This is a genomic window from Mucilaginibacter sp. NFR10 (assembly GCF_900100445.1).
In the GTDB taxonomy this organism is placed as follows: domain Bacteria; phylum Bacteroidota; class Bacteroidia; order Sphingobacteriales; family Sphingobacteriaceae; genus Mucilaginibacter; species Mucilaginibacter rubeus.
Map to the genome: position 1 here is coordinate 511,075 of NZ_FMTV01000003.1, position 15,915 is coordinate 526,989.

Genomic DNA, 15,915 nt, shown 5'->3' on the forward strand with positions numbered 1-15,915 from the left:
CAAATTATGAAAAACAGCAGTTTGCTTATTCTAATTCTTATTGCCGTTATATCCTGTAAAAGCAAAAACAAAACACCTGTTTCCGACACTGCATCACAATCCGATAAACAAACTGCAAATACAATTCCTAACCGGGACTCCCTGCAGCAAATTAAAACTATAATGCACGGCAATTGGGTGAAAAGTGACTACATTGCCGATCTTATCCGTACCAAATCGCCTTACATTTCATCAAAAAAATTATCCGGCATCGCCGCTCTTGAAATTAGTTTGGGATCGGCAAAAAGCGATAGCCTTGTAGCAGGCGTAAGCTTAAATAATCATGAGGGAGCAAACCTGACCCTGTTTTTAAAACAAGGTAATAACCGTGCTTCATTCAAAACCAACTGGATTGATTATGAAGTGAGTACCAATTATTACGAGCTTGGTTATCAAATAACAGGCGGCGATACCAGTTTACTTCTTTATCATTATAACAAAAACAACCAAGTTATTGATAGCACAAAGTATATTAGGGTTTTGGATAAACAAATAGTAAACGATATGGGCTACGGAATAGATTATATTACCAATAAACTACTCATATCCGGCGATTATATAATGACGGGGGCCGACGGAAAACAATCATCTGTAACTTTTACCAACGCAGGTAAAGTAAGAGGGTTTTCGGAGTATGAAACCTATTACGTTAATACTGATTTTGTGGCCGGCCCGGAAAATGATCTTGACCAGCTTAGTTTTAATGTGGATACCCACCATCAAAAAAACTTTCTCTTTCGCGTTAAAGGCGACACACTAAATATTTACAAAACCGATTTTAGTGCCGATTCCATCCATTTAAAATGGGGTAAGCTGGAATATGAACTGGTTAAAAGAAAATAACTTATCTTGAAGAACTTCTTGCGTGTACTTTACTTATTGCTTTCCCTAACAGAAAGGAAACCACTTCCGTTTCACACCAACCTATCCTTAATTACCAGTGTCCCCGCTATCATATCATGTAAACATTGCTGCTGTTTATTAAAAAAAGCCATCAGGTAGCCTATAAAAAAGGTTAATACCGAAAATATTTTGGCCAGGTTACGGCCAATGGCTTTGCCAACACTGATCCTGTTTCCGTCCATATCAACTACTTTTATTTTGAGCATTTGTTTACCATAAGTAGCCTGCTTAACCGAGCTTTCCATTACCACATGATAAATAAATTTGCCTATGGGCGTAAAAGCGACAATGCTAATAGAGGTATATATCCGCGCCTGCTTATCCGTAATGAACAGGAACACCGCCATGGCTGCCAGTAAAACAAATACGCCGAACAGGATAAACCAGTCGAGCGCCGAGGCCAGCCAGCGCTGGTCAAAACTGCCGTAGTATTGCATGAGCAACTTAGGGCGGGCAAAGCCGAACAGTTCCCTTAATTCGGCAATTTCCTGAGCCTCTTTATAATCTACCATATCGTCGGTTTTAACAAAATCGCCGGGTTTGATGCCGCGGGCTTTGAGTTCGGGAATGGTAAATGGACCTTCGGGTTTACCATTAATGACTAATATATAGGATTGGGACATGGAATGGTCGATTACATAACCATGTCATTGAGGAGGCACGACGAAGCAATCGCATACCATACAGGGCGGGACCTGCCTCCGTACGATTGCCACGCTACGCTCGCAATGACATGTTTTTTATTGCTTTTTATTGTTTTTTATCCCTCTAAGATAAATATTCCTTCCACCAATCAGAATTAAAGACACCTTTTACTTCGGTTGGCTCACCGGGTTTGGGTACAAATAAATCGATGTGTTTTTGGTTTGCCATAGCGGTTAGCCATTCAATAGGCTCGTACCAGGCATGCGGAGCCAGGTTAAACGTACCGTAATGGATGGGCATCATCAATTTGCCTTTCAGATCGAGATGGGCATTTGAAGCATTATCAGGCCCCATATGAATATCCGGCCAGAATTTACCATAAGCACCTATCTCCAGCATAGTCAAATCAAACGGACCAAAAGCCTCTCCTATCGCCTTAAATTCGGGCGAGTAACCCGAATCGGCGCCAAAGTAAATATTATGCTGCGGACCTTTGATCACGAACGACGACCACAATGTTTCGTTTCGCCCAACAATTCCCCTGCCCGAAAAATGGCGTGAGGGTGCTGCCGTAAGTACAATTTCATTGCCAATCATGGCGCTGTCGCCCCAATCCATTTCAGTAATAAAGTTGGCGGCCATGCCCCAGTTGGTTAAATACTGCGCTACCCCTATCGAACAGAAAAAAGGGATGTTTTTATCCGCAAAAAACTTAATGGTAGCCTTATCCAAATGATCATAATGATCATGCGACTGGATCACCGCATCCAACGGGGGCAGATCTTCCAAAGCTATCGGCGGTTGAAAAAACCGCTTCGGCCCAAATGATTGCGAAAACGAAACCCGCTCGCTCCAAACCGGGTCGGTAAGGATGCGCTTGCCGTCAATCTCAATCAGGATACTGGAATGGCCAACCCAGGTAATGCGCAAGCCCGACGCGGGCGGTGTACTGTAAACCGATAGATCTGTTTTAAAAGGGCCTAAAGTTTTCTTAGGCGTATTTTCGGCCTTGTTGTTCATGTACTCCCTTAAAATGGGGATCATTTTACCAAAGCCGGCCTCATCGGTAGGTATGGTATTGAGATATTTTCGTCCTTTTTTTCGCGATGCGGGTAAACTCATAACAGCAATTATAGTACTAATATCAGGTATGATATAACTAACGCAAAAAAGTTACGAATGGTTGAAGCGGCTCAACCTTTATTTACTTAAGAATGATATTGCCGTATCACAAAACTCAACCAGCGGGGCAGGCAAAGCATCTCCGGTAAAAGGATGTTCGCCGCCAAAAGTATGATCTGCACCTTTTTGCACTATGTATTCCGCAGCAGGATTAGCTTCATGCAATTGCAGGGAATGGCTTACAGGTACGGTAGGGTCGGCATCACCATGAACGATGAGCCATGGCTGTTTTATTAAACTTGCCTGCCTAATGATATCCAGCCTCAGCGGGTGATTGTCCAGATCATCTAACAGGGTTGATTTAACAGGCATTTGCTGCCCGGTACGCTTATTTTCAAAGTAAAAAACGCTCTGCAAACGCCACTGTTGTTCTATTTGCTTAGGCCACAGGTTCCGGAAACCGGATATGGAAGCCATAGTTACCAGCTTTTTAATCCGGCTATCTTCGGCAGTTTTGATAATACTTACACCGCCGCCCATGCTATGCCCAATGAGGTATACACCATTAGCCATAGGCATACTTGCCCCACTACAGGCAAAATCAATGATGGTATCCAAATCTTCCAGTTCAATAGAGACGGTATTATCGGCAAAGGCTGTCAGATCGGCAAAATCTAAGGGGCTGGCAGGCGTTGTGCCATTGTGCGAAAAGTTAAATTTCAGGAAACGAAAGCCCTTTTCGGCAAAGTACCGGGCTAACAGATCATGCGTGCCCCAATCTTTAAACCCCTTAAAGCCATGTGCAAAAATTACCAGTGGTGTATTTTTAAAAACATCATCGTAGGTTACATCGATAAGCATTGGCCGCCCTTTAGCGCCGGGAAGGGTGAAATTATCTTTCCTGATCATGGCGGCTAATTTAGTATTAAAGGCCGAAAATGTTATTGAAATAAATCAGTGCAACTGAACCGAAGCCTTATCTTCCCTTCAGGCCTTTCGCAGATTTTATTTAACCTTGAAAAGCAAAATCATCCAAACAGTTATATTAAATTTGAATATATCAGATTGCGGTCAACATGCGCTATACCGAATATCGTCCTAATGGCATACTAAAAGATTTCATACAATGTTATTTTGTGTGCGAAACAGATATTCCTGTTATGACTGATGACAAGGTGTTTGCTACCGGCGCTGTCGAAATCTTATTCAACCTGGGAGCGGATGGCCCTCAACAAATAAAAAATGGAGACCTGGTAACCTGTCCCGATATACAATTGTGGGGACAAACTATACAGCCATTTACTTTTACCTCTTACGGTAAGCATTGTATGTTTGGGATCCGCTTTTTTACCCATACCGCCGCCTGCTTTTTTAATGAGCGGATAGAAGAATTTAATGACCGGATCATTGATTTCAAAGAGTTGGGAGGAAAGGAAGCTGCTTTGTTACATTTGAGATTGATGGAGGCCAAAACACCGGACCGGAGAATAGATTTAGTGGAGGAATTTCTGATGAAAAGGTTGTTAACCTCAGGGCCTAAATTCAGCAAGCTAAAGCTGGTCAACAACATCATGTTTGACTTAAGCAAAGAGGATTTTCTGGAGAATATCAATACAGTGGCAGCTAAATACGGTCTTTCGTCCCGGTACCTTCAGAAAATATTTTTAAACTATTCCGGGCTGAGCCCGAACTTGTACACTAAAATAGCACGGTTTCAAAAAAGCCTTTACCGGGTTGCCGAAAACAAACTATCGCTCACCTCTATCGCTTATGAGTGCGGGTACTTTGATCAGTCGCATTTTATAAAGGATTTTAAATTCTTCACTGGGTCGCCCCCTTCCCGGTTTTCGCCCGAAAGTTCAACCGATTTTTCTGCCGCGCTCAATAATTAAGCTGTTCCGATTTTTACAATTTTGGTCCATTTTAAGGATATAATTTCGCTTTAGTTATTCATTCAATATTTAAAGGATCATGAAACAAAAAACCTTAACTGCAGCAATTATATGCCTGTGTCTTTTCTTAACGTACAAAAGCAGCATCGCCCAGGCAAATAATCCCGGCTTACAGCAGATCAAAAGCTCAATTCAAAAAATAAATACACTTTATTATGAGCTGTTTGCAAAAAGTGACGCCTCAATCATAAACCTGTATACTGATGATGCTATATTATTGGCGCCAAATATGCTGCCTATAAATGGCAAAAATGCACTGAAAAAGGATTTCGAGGATACCTTTGTTGCAGGAAAAGTGAAAGGTGTTAAATTCCAAACGGGCAATATCTATGGCGATGGTAAAGCTTACATTACCGAAGAAGGCACCTGGCAGGTTTTTGACCCAAATGGTAAAGTTCTTGATGATGGGAAGTATTTAAAATTGTGGAAACTCACGAAAGCCGGCTGGAAAATATTCAGGGATTCTTTTAACAGCAACCACAAAATTTAAAACATTCCAGTCCCATCACGGTCTCTCGCAGTTTAAGTTTATCCATAAAATCAATAGTCAAATTGGGTAATCTTGATAAGTTGAACCCCTCTGGGGTTCGGGTATAGGGTGTGATGTTATTTCTACAAACCTTTTCCCCCTCTGGGGGATTTTTACAATTTAATAAACATGTATTAATCGCCCAAGGACAGATGCACCAGAGGTGCAAAAGGTTTGTAGCTCGTAAAGTTATAAAATACCCTTTGCCCCAGAGGGGCAAAACACGACGACTTGCTGTTTAAACGACAAGCAATTTTGTGGATAAACTTAAACTCGCAGAGGCATTGATGGAACAACTAAGGGGGACAATCCCTACACCCTCTTCCCATTAAAAGTAATGTTATACAAATCCGTGCGCCTGTCTTTGATATTTTGCACGCTGCCGTACTCATGCAGCTCATCCAGCAACGACAGGTCAACATCGGCAATAACAATCATTTCGGTGTTTGGCGTAGCTTCAGATTGGATCCCGTTAGTCGGGAAACCAAAATCTGAAGGTGTAAACACCGCCGACTGTGCATAGCTGATACCCATATTATTTACATTAGGCAGGTTGCCTACACAACCCGCTATAGCGACATAGCATTCGTTTTCCACCGCACGGGCCTGGGCGCAAAACTTAACCCGGTTGTAACCGTTTTGCGTATCGGTAAGGAAAGGTACAAACAGGATCTGCATATCCTGACCGGCCAAAATGCGTGACAATTCCGGAAACTCTACATCATAACAAATCAGGATGCCAACTTTGCCGCAATCGGTATCAAAAACTTTCACCTCATCGCCGCCGCGCATGCCCCATGAGCTAATCTCGGCCGGGGTTGGGTGAATTTTGTATACCTCTTCCATGCTGCCGTTACGCCTGAACAGGTAGGAAACATTATACAACGATTCCTCAAAAATATAAGGCATACTGCCTGCTATAATGTTCACATTATAGGAAACCGCAAGTTTTGAAAACTCCTCGATAATGGGCTGGGTATATTTGGCCAGTTCGCGCATGGCCTTGGCCGAATCCATGTGGTTATAATCGGCCATGAGCGGTGTATTGAACAGCTCGGGGAACAGGATAAAATCGGCCTGGTAATCGCTCACCGCATCAACAAAATATTCGGCATGCTTCATCAGCTCACTGATATTACTGTACGAACGCATTTGCCATTGTACCAGGCCAATACGTACTACTGTTTTATGATTGATAACATCGCTTACTTCCTCGTAATACACGTTGTTCCACTCAATAAGGGTAGCAAAACCTTTTGAGCGGCTATCCTCGGGCAGGTAGTTACGCAATACCTTGCGCACGTGAAAATCATTAGATAACTGGAATGATAATGTTGGATCATAGATCTCCTTATACTTTACCTTATCAATATACTGACGCGGCGTAAGCTCGTTCTGAAATTTTTGATAGTTGGGGATACGCCCGCCGGCAATAATACTTTTCAGGTTCAGTTTTTCGCAAAGGGCCTTGCGGGCATCGTACAACCTCCGTGCAAGTCGCAAGCCGCGATATTTAGGATGGATAAACACATCAATACCGTACAATACATCCCCTTTGTCATTATGGGTTTTAAAGGTACTGTCGCCGGTAATTTGCTTGTAGGTGTGGTTATCGCCAAATTTTTGGTAATCAACAATTATGGCCAGCGCACAGCCAACAACCGTATCGTTAACGGTGATACAGATCTGCCCTTCGGGGAATATTTTGATTAGCTTACGGATAGAATTGGCGTCCCAATAGTCCTCATCCATATCCATATAGGCCGATTTCATTGATTTTTTCAGCTCCTGGTAGTCCTGTACCTCCAGGTTACGCATTTCAATACTTTGCAGATCCATATTTTTATTTTGCTTCGATAGCAACAGCCAAACGCTGTTTTGGTTTAGGCTTTTTTAGTATCGGTTGTGTGCCACCAGGCCCAGTAGATCAGCACAAACTGCAGGAATAGGCGCAGCCATGCTAAAAAAGGTGTAACCGTTATGGAATTTAACTTCATTGGCGCTTTAAATGCCATGCTCACGTGGATCTGCAAAAAGGCAATCAACATTAAAACAATTCCCCAGGCAGCCCAGTATCTTGTTTTGGATGGTATAAGTAACAAACCTAATGAAATTTCGGCAATCCCGGCAAGGAGGTTAACAGTCTCTGGGTAAAGCAGGTTATTGGGCATTACGGCGTAGTAAAAGCCCGGATCGCGGAAGTGATTAAGGCCTGCAAGCACGTAAAACGCCACGAGTATTACCAGGCTTATTTTTTTATACTTATCCATGTTTTAATTTACAAATATTTTGTGATACGCATTGCAAAACAGTTTAAATACTGCAAAACAAGCCGTTTTTGCAATTTATAACCATTCCAAATAAGCCTGTTTGACAAAGTGTTGACATTGGATGTGCCGAATAGTGATACTTTTGTTCGGTCAAATTTAAAACTGCTTTGAAGTATCTAAAGGTAATAGCTTTTACGCACAAACAGATTGAACTGAAGGAATTGGGTAGATTGGTGGTTTGCCAGGAAAATCTGACAGATAAACTTGCACAAGTTAAAAAGCAGTTCAATATCCCGGAGATCTTCTACCTGGCTACCTGTAACCGTGTGGAATTTGTAATGACAACCCCACAATCTGTTGACAAAGATTTTGCCAAAAAATTCATAGAAGCCTTTAACACAGAGCTTTGCCATGATTCACTGAGTACTTTTATGGATAGCGCGTCTATTTATGAAGACCAGGAAGCCATGGTGCACCTATTGCGCACTTCATGTTCGCTGGAGAGTTTGATCGTGGGCGAAAAGGAAATCCTGGCCCAGTTACGCAAAGCATATGAACATTGCAAAGAGGCCGGCCTAACCGGCGATGCCATGCGCATGATCATGAACTGCGTGGTAAAAACAGCCAAGGAAGTTTATACGCATACCAACATCTCCAAAAACCCAATCTCGGTAGTATCGCTGGCTTACCGCAAGCTTAAAGACCTTAATCTTTGTTCAAATGCCCGTGTATTGATCATCGGCGCAGGCGAAACTAACCGTAACATTTCCAAATATCTTCAAAAACATAAATTTTCAAACTTCGCGGTATTTAACCGTACCGTGGCCAATGCCGAAAAATTAGCTGCCGATTTGGGCGGAGAAGCGTTTGACCTCGAAGCTTTGAAAAGCTATAAAAAAGGTTTTGATGCCATTATCACCTGCACATCGGCAGTTGAGCCAATCATCACTACCGAAATTTACCAATCGCTGCTCAACGGCGAAACCGGCAGGAAAACCATTGTCGATCTTGCCATCCCTAATGATACCGCTCCCGAAGTGCTGGAGCAATTCCCGGTTAACTTTATCGAAGTGCACTCGCTTAACGAAGTTGCCAAAAAGAACCTGCAGGAACGTTACCACGAACTGGTACACGCCGAAGCTATCATTGAGCAAAACATTGCCGAATTTGTACAGCAGCTTAAACAGCGCCGTATTGAAGTAGCTATGCGCCAGGTACCTGAAAAAATCAAAGAGATCCGCAATACTGCCATTAACTCTGTTTTTGCCGATGAGGTACAGGGCCTGGATGAGCAATCGCGCGAGATCCTGGAAAAGGTGATCAACTACATGGAGAAAAAATATATCAGCGTACCCATGGTTATGGCGAAGGATATATTGATCAATGAAAACTAAAACTTTCTGAATCAGAATTTACGGGATTTGAGGATTGACAGAATGCTTGCTTTTGTCTAAAACCGAATTTCTTTAATTTAAGAATTGATCAAATGCAAATCTGATACTAGTCGAAGTGTAGCGGAGCGTAACTTCCTAATACTGGACGAAGTTTAGCGAAGCGTAACTTCGTCCTGAAATGAGTTAAGCTTTCAGCTTAACCGAACACCATATCATCAGCATGCAAAATATCAAATGTATGCTGCAAACTGTTTACTCATAACTGCCAACTGGATATGGGCGTTACCTCCGGTCCGGGCTGTACACTCATACGCCTGCAGGCTTTACGCTCGCTGGCCGGTATCCGCTCCCATCCCTAACGCAGGTATTTTTCGTTAAACCTATTTGGCTATTATTGGGGCTTATTTCCCTTATAAAACAAACATTCAATCACTCCGTCCTCAAACTCTTTATCGGGTTAACTGTCGCGGCTTTTACAGATTCATAACTAACCGTAATCCAGGCTATACCCAATGCAACTACAGATGCAATAAAGAACACCAGCCAGCCAGCATTGATATGATAAGCAAAACCCGACAGCCAGCTGTTAACCGCATACCATGAAAGTGGGATAGCGATAACTATAGCAATCAAAATAAGCCTGGTGATACCTGATGACAGTAAGTAAACCAGGTTTACTACAGATGCCCCTAACACTTTGCGTACGCCAATCTCCTTGGTACGCTGCTCGGCCATAAATGCCGATAAACCATATAAGCCCAGGCACGAAATAAAGATGCCCAAACCGGCAAAAAGATTAAAAATATTGCCCATTTGCTGTTCGCCTTTATAAAGTTTAGATAACTCCTGGTCAATAAAATCAAATTTGAAGGGATAAGCCGGATTAAGCGCCTGGCTCATAGCTGAAAGTGCTTTTATAGTAGCATTGGTTTTTCCGGGCAAGGTCCTGATCACCACATAACCGCCTATTTTATTGAAAGGTATAACCAACGGCTCAATGCTTTGCTGAACGGGCTTAAAATTAAAGTCTTTTATAACCCCTACAATAATACCCTTGTTACCCCAAACCGCTAATGGCTTGCCTACTGCAGTACTGGCGGTAAGGCCCATTACGCTGGCCATTTTTTCGTTGATCATGTAATTATTCGAGTCGGTTTTAAAACCTGCCGAAAAGCTTCTGCCGGCTGCTAACTTCATTCTGAATGTGCGCGTAAAATCCTCATCGGCGGCCATTACAGGGATAGACAATTGCGAACGTGGGTCCTTACCGCTCCACTGCACATTAAGTGTCCAGCCGCCAAGTTCAGTTGGCAAATCTGTAATCGTTGTAAAATCGCTCGTCAGCGAGGTTTGCCTTAACATGTTTTTCAAAGCCTCCTGCTTATGCCAGATCTCGCCCGTCATTGGCACGTATAAAAGATTGGCTTTCTCGAAACCGGGATTCCTGTCCCTGATAAATTTAAGCTGATTATAGATCACCACCGTACCCACTAATAATACAATGGAAACCATAAACTGAACCACAACTAAAGCATTACGGAACAGCAAATTGCCTCCCATTGATTTCACGTTACCCTTAAGCACTTTAACCGGGTTAAAACCAGAGAGAAATAAGGCAGGATAACTTCCCGAGATAAGACCAGTTATTAAAGCAATACCGGTAAGACTTAACCAAAGCCTGGCATCCGACAGATCAATAACAAGTTTCCTGTTAGCCAGATCATTAAACACTGGTAAAAACATCCGAACAATAACAAGCGCAAGTAACAGGGAAAGAAAGGAGATAAATACCGACTCGCTTAAAAACTGGATAACCAATTGCCCGCGAACAGCACCCGCTACCTTACGTAAGCCTATTTCTTTAGCCCTGCGTGCCGAGCGTGCAGTAGCCAGGTTCATGAAATTGATGCAGGCCACAATCAATATCAATATGGCGATCGCAAAAAAGATGCTTACATACTGCGCATTCCCATGCCCCGGCGAATCTCCTAATCTTTCGGGATCAAGGTGTATTTTGGTTAAAGGCTGTAATTTGAACGTAGCCTTGGTATCCGGGCTATGTTTGTGAAAAATCTGCCCGATTTGCGTTTCCAATTTGGTAACGTTAGCGGCGGAGGGATCAAAATTTTTATCGAACTGTACGTAACCGAAAAAATTAAAATTATCCCAGATATTATTCTTCAGATCGTTATTGGTTTGGGCTATTAAGTCCATCGGAAGCAGGATGTCAAATTGCAGATCGGAGTTAGCCGGGATATTGGCCATAACGCCTGTTACTACCAGATTTTCCTTATTATCTTTCCTTATCACTTTTCCTATGGGATCTTCTTTTCCGAAGTATTTTGTGGCGATATCTTCTGTTATTAAAACACCATTTGCCTGATTTAAAGCAGTAGCGCGGTCGCCTTTTATTAATGGATATGAAAACATGTCCATAAAATTGGGATCGGCATAAAACACATGTTCTTCCTGAAATTTCCGGTTACTTATTTCGAATAAAACAGATGGAAAACCGGGATATAAACGGGCTACATTTTTAACCGCAGGGATCTCCGATTTTAATCCAAAAGGCATCCCGGCCGAACTTGCCGCGGTTTTAGAATCACTAAAATCGCTGTCGATTCGATAGATCTGCCCGGCATTTTTATTGAACTTATCATAGCTCAATTCATTTTGCACCCAAAGCAAAATCAGGATACTTGAAGCAAGGCCTATCGCCAAACCCGATATATTGATAATGGAGTAAGCTTTATCCTTTATGACATTCCGGTAAGCCAGTTTAAAATATGTTTTGAACATGGGTATATTGATTGTAGAAGTTGTTGAACTTAAAACATTATTTAATATACAGGCATTATCTAAAACCCATGCCATTAATATAAATCATTGATAATTAAAACATTAATATCAATTTATTTATAACACCCGTTCGGAAACGTTACAACAAGTGTGCGCTTTTGCCGGGCATTACTACCCTGCGATAGAGCCCATCAAATTACGTTCCATCAGGGTCTCTCGTAGAGGACCCTGATGTCTTCGCCAAGCAGGTAGGCCTTTTCTCGTAAGATGATCAAGGCTGATAGTGGAAACATCAGGGTCCTCTACAAGAGACCCTGATGAGAAGGTAGTCTCACAATAATCTTCCTGATTATTCTGTCCTCAAACTTTTTACAGGGTTCGCCAGCGCGGCTTTTAACGCTTTGTAACCTACCGTGAACCAGCCTATCAATAACGAAGTTGTAATGGCTGCCATAAAAACCCATAAGCCCGGCGAAATACGATAGGCGAAAGTTTGCAGCCATCCGTTCATCAGGTACCAGGCAAGGGGCGCGCCAATCATAAATGCCACCACGATAAGAGCTAAAAATTCCTTTGAAAACAGGTACACAATGCTGCTTACTGATGCGCCTAAAATCTTTCGGATCCCTACCTCTCTTGTGCGCTGTACCGCCATAAACGATACCAGGCCGTATAAGCCAAGGCAGGAGATAAAAATGGCGATGAGCGCAAATACTTTATAGATCAGTTCGAGCTGGTTTTCCTGTTCGTAAAATTTGGCAATGCTATCGTCAACAAAAAAGCCGGTGTAGGCATATTCGGGATATTTCTTTTCCCAGGCACTTTGCACCAATGCTGCCGTTTTTGCAAGTCTCCGGCTTTCAATTTTTACCGCTATTTGCTGTTCCGATTGTTTTGAGGGGAACATCACCAGCGGTTTAACTTCCTCGCGCATGGAGTTTGTTTTAAAGTCGGCAACAACACCTGCTATGGGCAGGTTTCCGTAACTATCAAAGGTAAGGGTTTTGCCCAAAGCATCATTTGCACGTTTAATACCCAATTTGCGTATAAAAGTTTCATTAACCACCAGTTCGCGCGCGGTATCGCTGGGTTCATAGCTTTTGCCTGCTATAAACCTGAGGCCAAAAGTTTTAAAGTAATCCGCGTCGGCAACTTTCATGAAAATATCAAAGCCAGGATCTTTATCTGAATGATTGAAGTAGAAATTGCTTGAATTATTATGCGATGACGATGGCGCGTCGGCCGAAAAACTGGCTGCCTTTACTCCCTGCAAAGTAAGTACCTGTTGTTTAAAGCTGTTCATTCGTGATAAACCGATGCTATCGGCAGGGCATGGTATGGCCAATACGGCTTCTTTATTAAACCCGAGGTCGGCATTGTTTACAAAATCCATTTGTTTAACGGCGATAGCTGTTCCGATAATCAGCAACTGTGAAATGGTAAACTGGGTAACTACCAGCACACGGCGGAGCGATATACCACCAACAGCTGCCGAATTAATCTTATTTTTCAACGCCTCAACAGGTTTAAATCCCGATACGATAATTGCCGGATATACTCCTGAAAGCAGTATCACTGCAACTATTACACAGGCCAGGCAAAGCAATATGCCGGGATTGAACAAACCAATGGTATCCGGAACGCTGGCGATATGTTTGAGTAACGGTAAAGCAATTTCGGCTATGCAAATTGCAAGGCCGGCCGAAATTAGTACGATAATGGCCGTTTCGCACATTACCAGGCCTACCAATTGCCCGCGGCTGCTGCCCAGCACTTTGCGGATGCCTACCTCTTTGGAACGGCCAACGGATTGCGCGGTTGAAAGGTTAATGAAATTGATGGATGCCATAACTATGATCAGCACCGCGATAAGCGACAAGGTACGCAGCGTGGACTTGCCGGTTACATGATCGCCCAGCGTGCCACCAAAACTGGTGTCAAAATGGATTGCCGATAAGGGTTGCGCTACAGCATATCTTTTCCTGGCAGCGCGTTTACTATCACTATTAAATTGTTTTTCGGAAAAACTGAGCATTTGACTTTCGATGCTGCTTTGCAATACATTTGCAGGAAATTTTATATACACCTGGCAGTCGCTGCTGGTTTCATCCCAGGTATATGCGTAATGGTAGCTTTTGGGGTTCTTCTTCCAGGTGATGTACGAAATCAACACTTTGAGCGGCAGGTCGGTATTGGGGGGAACATCCTGTATCACACCCGCCACTTTTAGCGTCAGCAGGTTATCCATCCTGAGCGTTTTTCCTGCTGCCGTTTGCCAGTTACCAAAATATTTTATGGCGCTGCTTTTATCAATCACCACCATGTTAGGATCTTTTAAAGCTAACGCACTGCCGGCAAGCCAGGTTGCTGAAAAAATATCGAAAAGCTGAGGTTCGGCAAACATGATGCCGGTGTTCTCTATAAATTTTTTATCGCCGGCGGGGTTACCGTTAGCCGCCGGGGCTACGATCTGGCTGCCATAAATGGCGTTGATACCTGCAATGGTAGCCTGTGGGAAATAAAGACGAAAAGCATCTATCGCAGGCGTTGAGATCCCGGCACTATACCTGATATTACCTTCCCGCTCTTTTTTTGTAACAATGCGATACGTGCTTTTATAACCGGGTTGATAGGTGTCAAAGCTCAACTCATATTGAACAACTACAAATATCAGCAGGCAGGCCGCAATGCCCACCGCCAGCCCGGCTACATTAATGGCCGAGTAACTTTTGTGACGGGTGATATTACGCCACGCGATCTTAAAATAATTTTTGAACATATAGCTGCGGTTTAATTTTCGGGAAGACCACATGATCGCGGCTTCATGGTCCGAAATTACCCTTGCAAACTGAGTACGTCGTCTTAAGTTATAACCTGGGAACTCTTTGTGAGGTTCATTTTTATATTCCGCCGGGCTTTTGCCGGTTATTTGTTTAAAAATGCGGTTGAAGGATGATTTTGAGTTAAAACCGGAATCCAGTGCTATGCCAAGCAGGGTTATATGAGCAAAAGCAGGATCCTGCATTTTCCGGATTACTTCCGCAACGCGATATTCGTTAATAAAATCGTTAAAGTTTTTTTTGAGAGCAATATTAATGATCCGGGATAATTCATGCACTGTGAGCCCAAGCTTGTCAGTGAGCGAGGTCAAACTCAACTCCGCGTCCTCGTAATACCGCTTGTCTTCCATAACCCGCCTGAGCCAGGCCCCCTTTTGCCGCAGCACTGCCGGAACCGGTGTTCTCGAAACCGCGGGAGCCTGCGCAATAATAGTGCTTCCTGGTTTTGAATGGACAGTCGCCGCTATCCAAATCATCATTCCCGCTAACAGCAAATACAAGGGATAGTACGCTTGGATTCCTAACCGTTGGTGGAAATAAAAAAAATCTGCAACGGCATATGGCAGCCATAATAACCATAAAAAACCAAAGGCTTTGATTAACCGGACCAGCCAGCGCATTTGGTTGCGGTAGCGGTCATTTACTTGATTGAATTTCAACTGTTGATAATAGCTTTCAATCAGCCTGAAAGAAATATACAAATAGGCAACTACAGAAATGAATGCTGCCATATTGAGTACCAAGCCCGTTTGCTGAAAGACAGGTGTGTGGTAAGTTGCTACGCCGGTGCTGATGCTTTGCCCAATCTCCAATACAAAAATGCCCTGTTGCAGCAACAAGGGGATAAAGTGCAGCAGATCCGTACCACGTAATTTATATCCCGGCCGGGTTATCTTAAGTACATAAAAATAAATGAACGGACCCAGCGCCAGCGAAAATTGAAGCGGCAACCGGCTCCAATGCGGGAAGTAAGTACCCAGCCCAATGCTTTCTCCCAACACCCGGGCCATCCATAAAACAATGGTTAGCATAGCAAGGGCCAGAAAACGATTTGCAGAGCGGTTAATATTGGGGGTAAACCATAAGAGCAGGCTAAAAGTCAGCCCGATAAATATCGTTGCTAAAAATGCAAAATCATAAGGGGTAATATGGAAAATGAATGCAGTCAAGTTGCCCAATTGCGTCAAAGGTTATTCCAACTTTATAACTTACTGAAATATAGCGATTACAATTTTACAAGAGGCAATTATTGTAATAAAAACGGACGTTTGGTTGTGCGGATATGGGTCACCATTATTGTTTGAGGATACAAAGTCAGGTTTGTGATTCCGCGGCGTTATGTTCCACTTTTCATTAGCCGGCCGAAGTTAAAATCTGTTATATGCGCCTGCAATAGCTATCTGACGAAGCTACGCTTCGTCA

General features: G+C 43.1%; 11 protein-coding genes. 4 read left to right on the top strand and 7 right to left on the bottom strand.

What is annotated here, in order from left to right; translation table 11 throughout:
• The first annotated feature begins 6 nt into the window (after positions 1-6).
• Positions 7-882, top strand: coding sequence for a hypothetical protein (locus tag BLP33_RS13350; RefSeq protein ID WP_090529043.1), 876 nt, complete (start codon positions 7-9; stop codon positions 880-882).
• A 71-nt stretch (positions 883-953) separates the two neighbouring features.
• Here BLP33_RS13350 and BLP33_RS13355 read toward each other — a convergent pair whose 3' ends face one another.
• The 3 genes from BLP33_RS13355 to BLP33_RS13365 all read right to left on the bottom strand — a co-directional run bounded on the left by BLP33_RS13355 (position 954) and on the right by BLP33_RS13365 (position 3,618).
• Positions 954-1,565, bottom strand: a complete 612-nt coding sequence (locus BLP33_RS13355; protein WP_090529046.1) for an RDD family protein — start codon at positions 1,563-1,565, stop codon at positions 954-956.
• Positions 1,566-1,710: 145 nt separating this feature from the next.
• Positions 1,711-2,709 carry an MBL fold metallo-hydrolase gene (locus tag BLP33_RS13360; protein ID WP_090529049.1) on the bottom strand — a complete coding sequence of 333 codons (999 nt, stop codon included), beginning with the start codon at positions 2,707-2,709 and terminating at the stop codon, positions 1,711-1,713.
• Between the two features lie 78 nt (positions 2,710-2,787).
• Positions 2,788-3,618: an alpha/beta hydrolase family protein gene (locus BLP33_RS13365; protein ID WP_090529052.1), complete on the bottom strand. Its 831-nt coding sequence runs from the start codon at positions 3,616-3,618 to the stop codon at positions 2,788-2,790.
• Between the two features lie 167 nt (positions 3,619-3,785).
• Here BLP33_RS13365 and BLP33_RS13370 point away from each other — a divergent pair, with 167 nt between their 5' ends.
• Both BLP33_RS13370 and BLP33_RS13375 read left to right on the top strand, forming a co-directional pair.
• Positions 3,786-4,601, top strand: a complete 816-nt coding sequence (locus tag BLP33_RS13370) for a helix-turn-helix transcriptional regulator (protein WP_090529055.1) — start codon at positions 3,786-3,788, stop codon at positions 4,599-4,601.
• 79 nt (positions 4,602-4,680) lie between these two features.
• Complete coding sequence (locus BLP33_RS13375; protein WP_090529058.1) at positions 4,681-5,151, top strand: YybH family protein; 471 nt, start codon at positions 4,681-4,683, stop codon at positions 5,149-5,151.
• Between the two features lie 351 nt (positions 5,152-5,502).
• Here BLP33_RS13375 and BLP33_RS13380 read toward each other — a convergent pair whose 3' ends face one another.
• A complete protein-coding gene (locus tag BLP33_RS13380; RefSeq protein WP_090529061.1) occupies positions 5,503-7,029 on the bottom strand; it encodes a carbon-nitrogen hydrolase family protein in 1,527 nt (508 codons plus the stop codon).
• A gap of 44 nt (positions 7,030-7,073) precedes the next feature.
• Positions 7,074-7,460, bottom strand: a complete 387-nt coding sequence (locus BLP33_RS13385) for a DoxX family protein (protein ID WP_090529065.1) — start codon at positions 7,458-7,460, stop codon at positions 7,074-7,076.
• A gap of 167 nt (positions 7,461-7,627) precedes the next feature.
• On the opposite strand from BLP33_RS13385, the gene hemA reads away from it, so the two are divergent.
• Positions 7,628-8,854: a glutamyl-tRNA reductase gene (gene hemA / locus BLP33_RS13390; RefSeq protein WP_090529068.1), complete on the top strand. Its 1,227-nt coding sequence runs from the start codon at positions 7,628-7,630 to the stop codon at positions 8,852-8,854.
• Positions 8,855-9,283: 429 nt separating this feature from the next.
• Here hemA and BLP33_RS13395 read toward each other — a convergent pair whose 3' ends face one another.
• On the bottom strand, positions 9,284-11,653 hold the full coding sequence (locus BLP33_RS13395) for an ABC transporter permease (RefSeq protein ID WP_090529071.1): 2,370 nt from the start codon (positions 11,651-11,653) through the stop codon (positions 9,284-9,286).
• A gap of 349 nt (positions 11,654-12,002) precedes the next feature.
• Positions 12,003-15,662: an ABC transporter permease gene (locus BLP33_RS13400; protein WP_139159987.1), complete on the bottom strand. Its 3,660-nt coding sequence runs from the start codon at positions 15,660-15,662 to the stop codon at positions 12,003-12,005.
• Between the last annotated feature and the right edge of the window lie 253 nt (positions 15,663-15,915).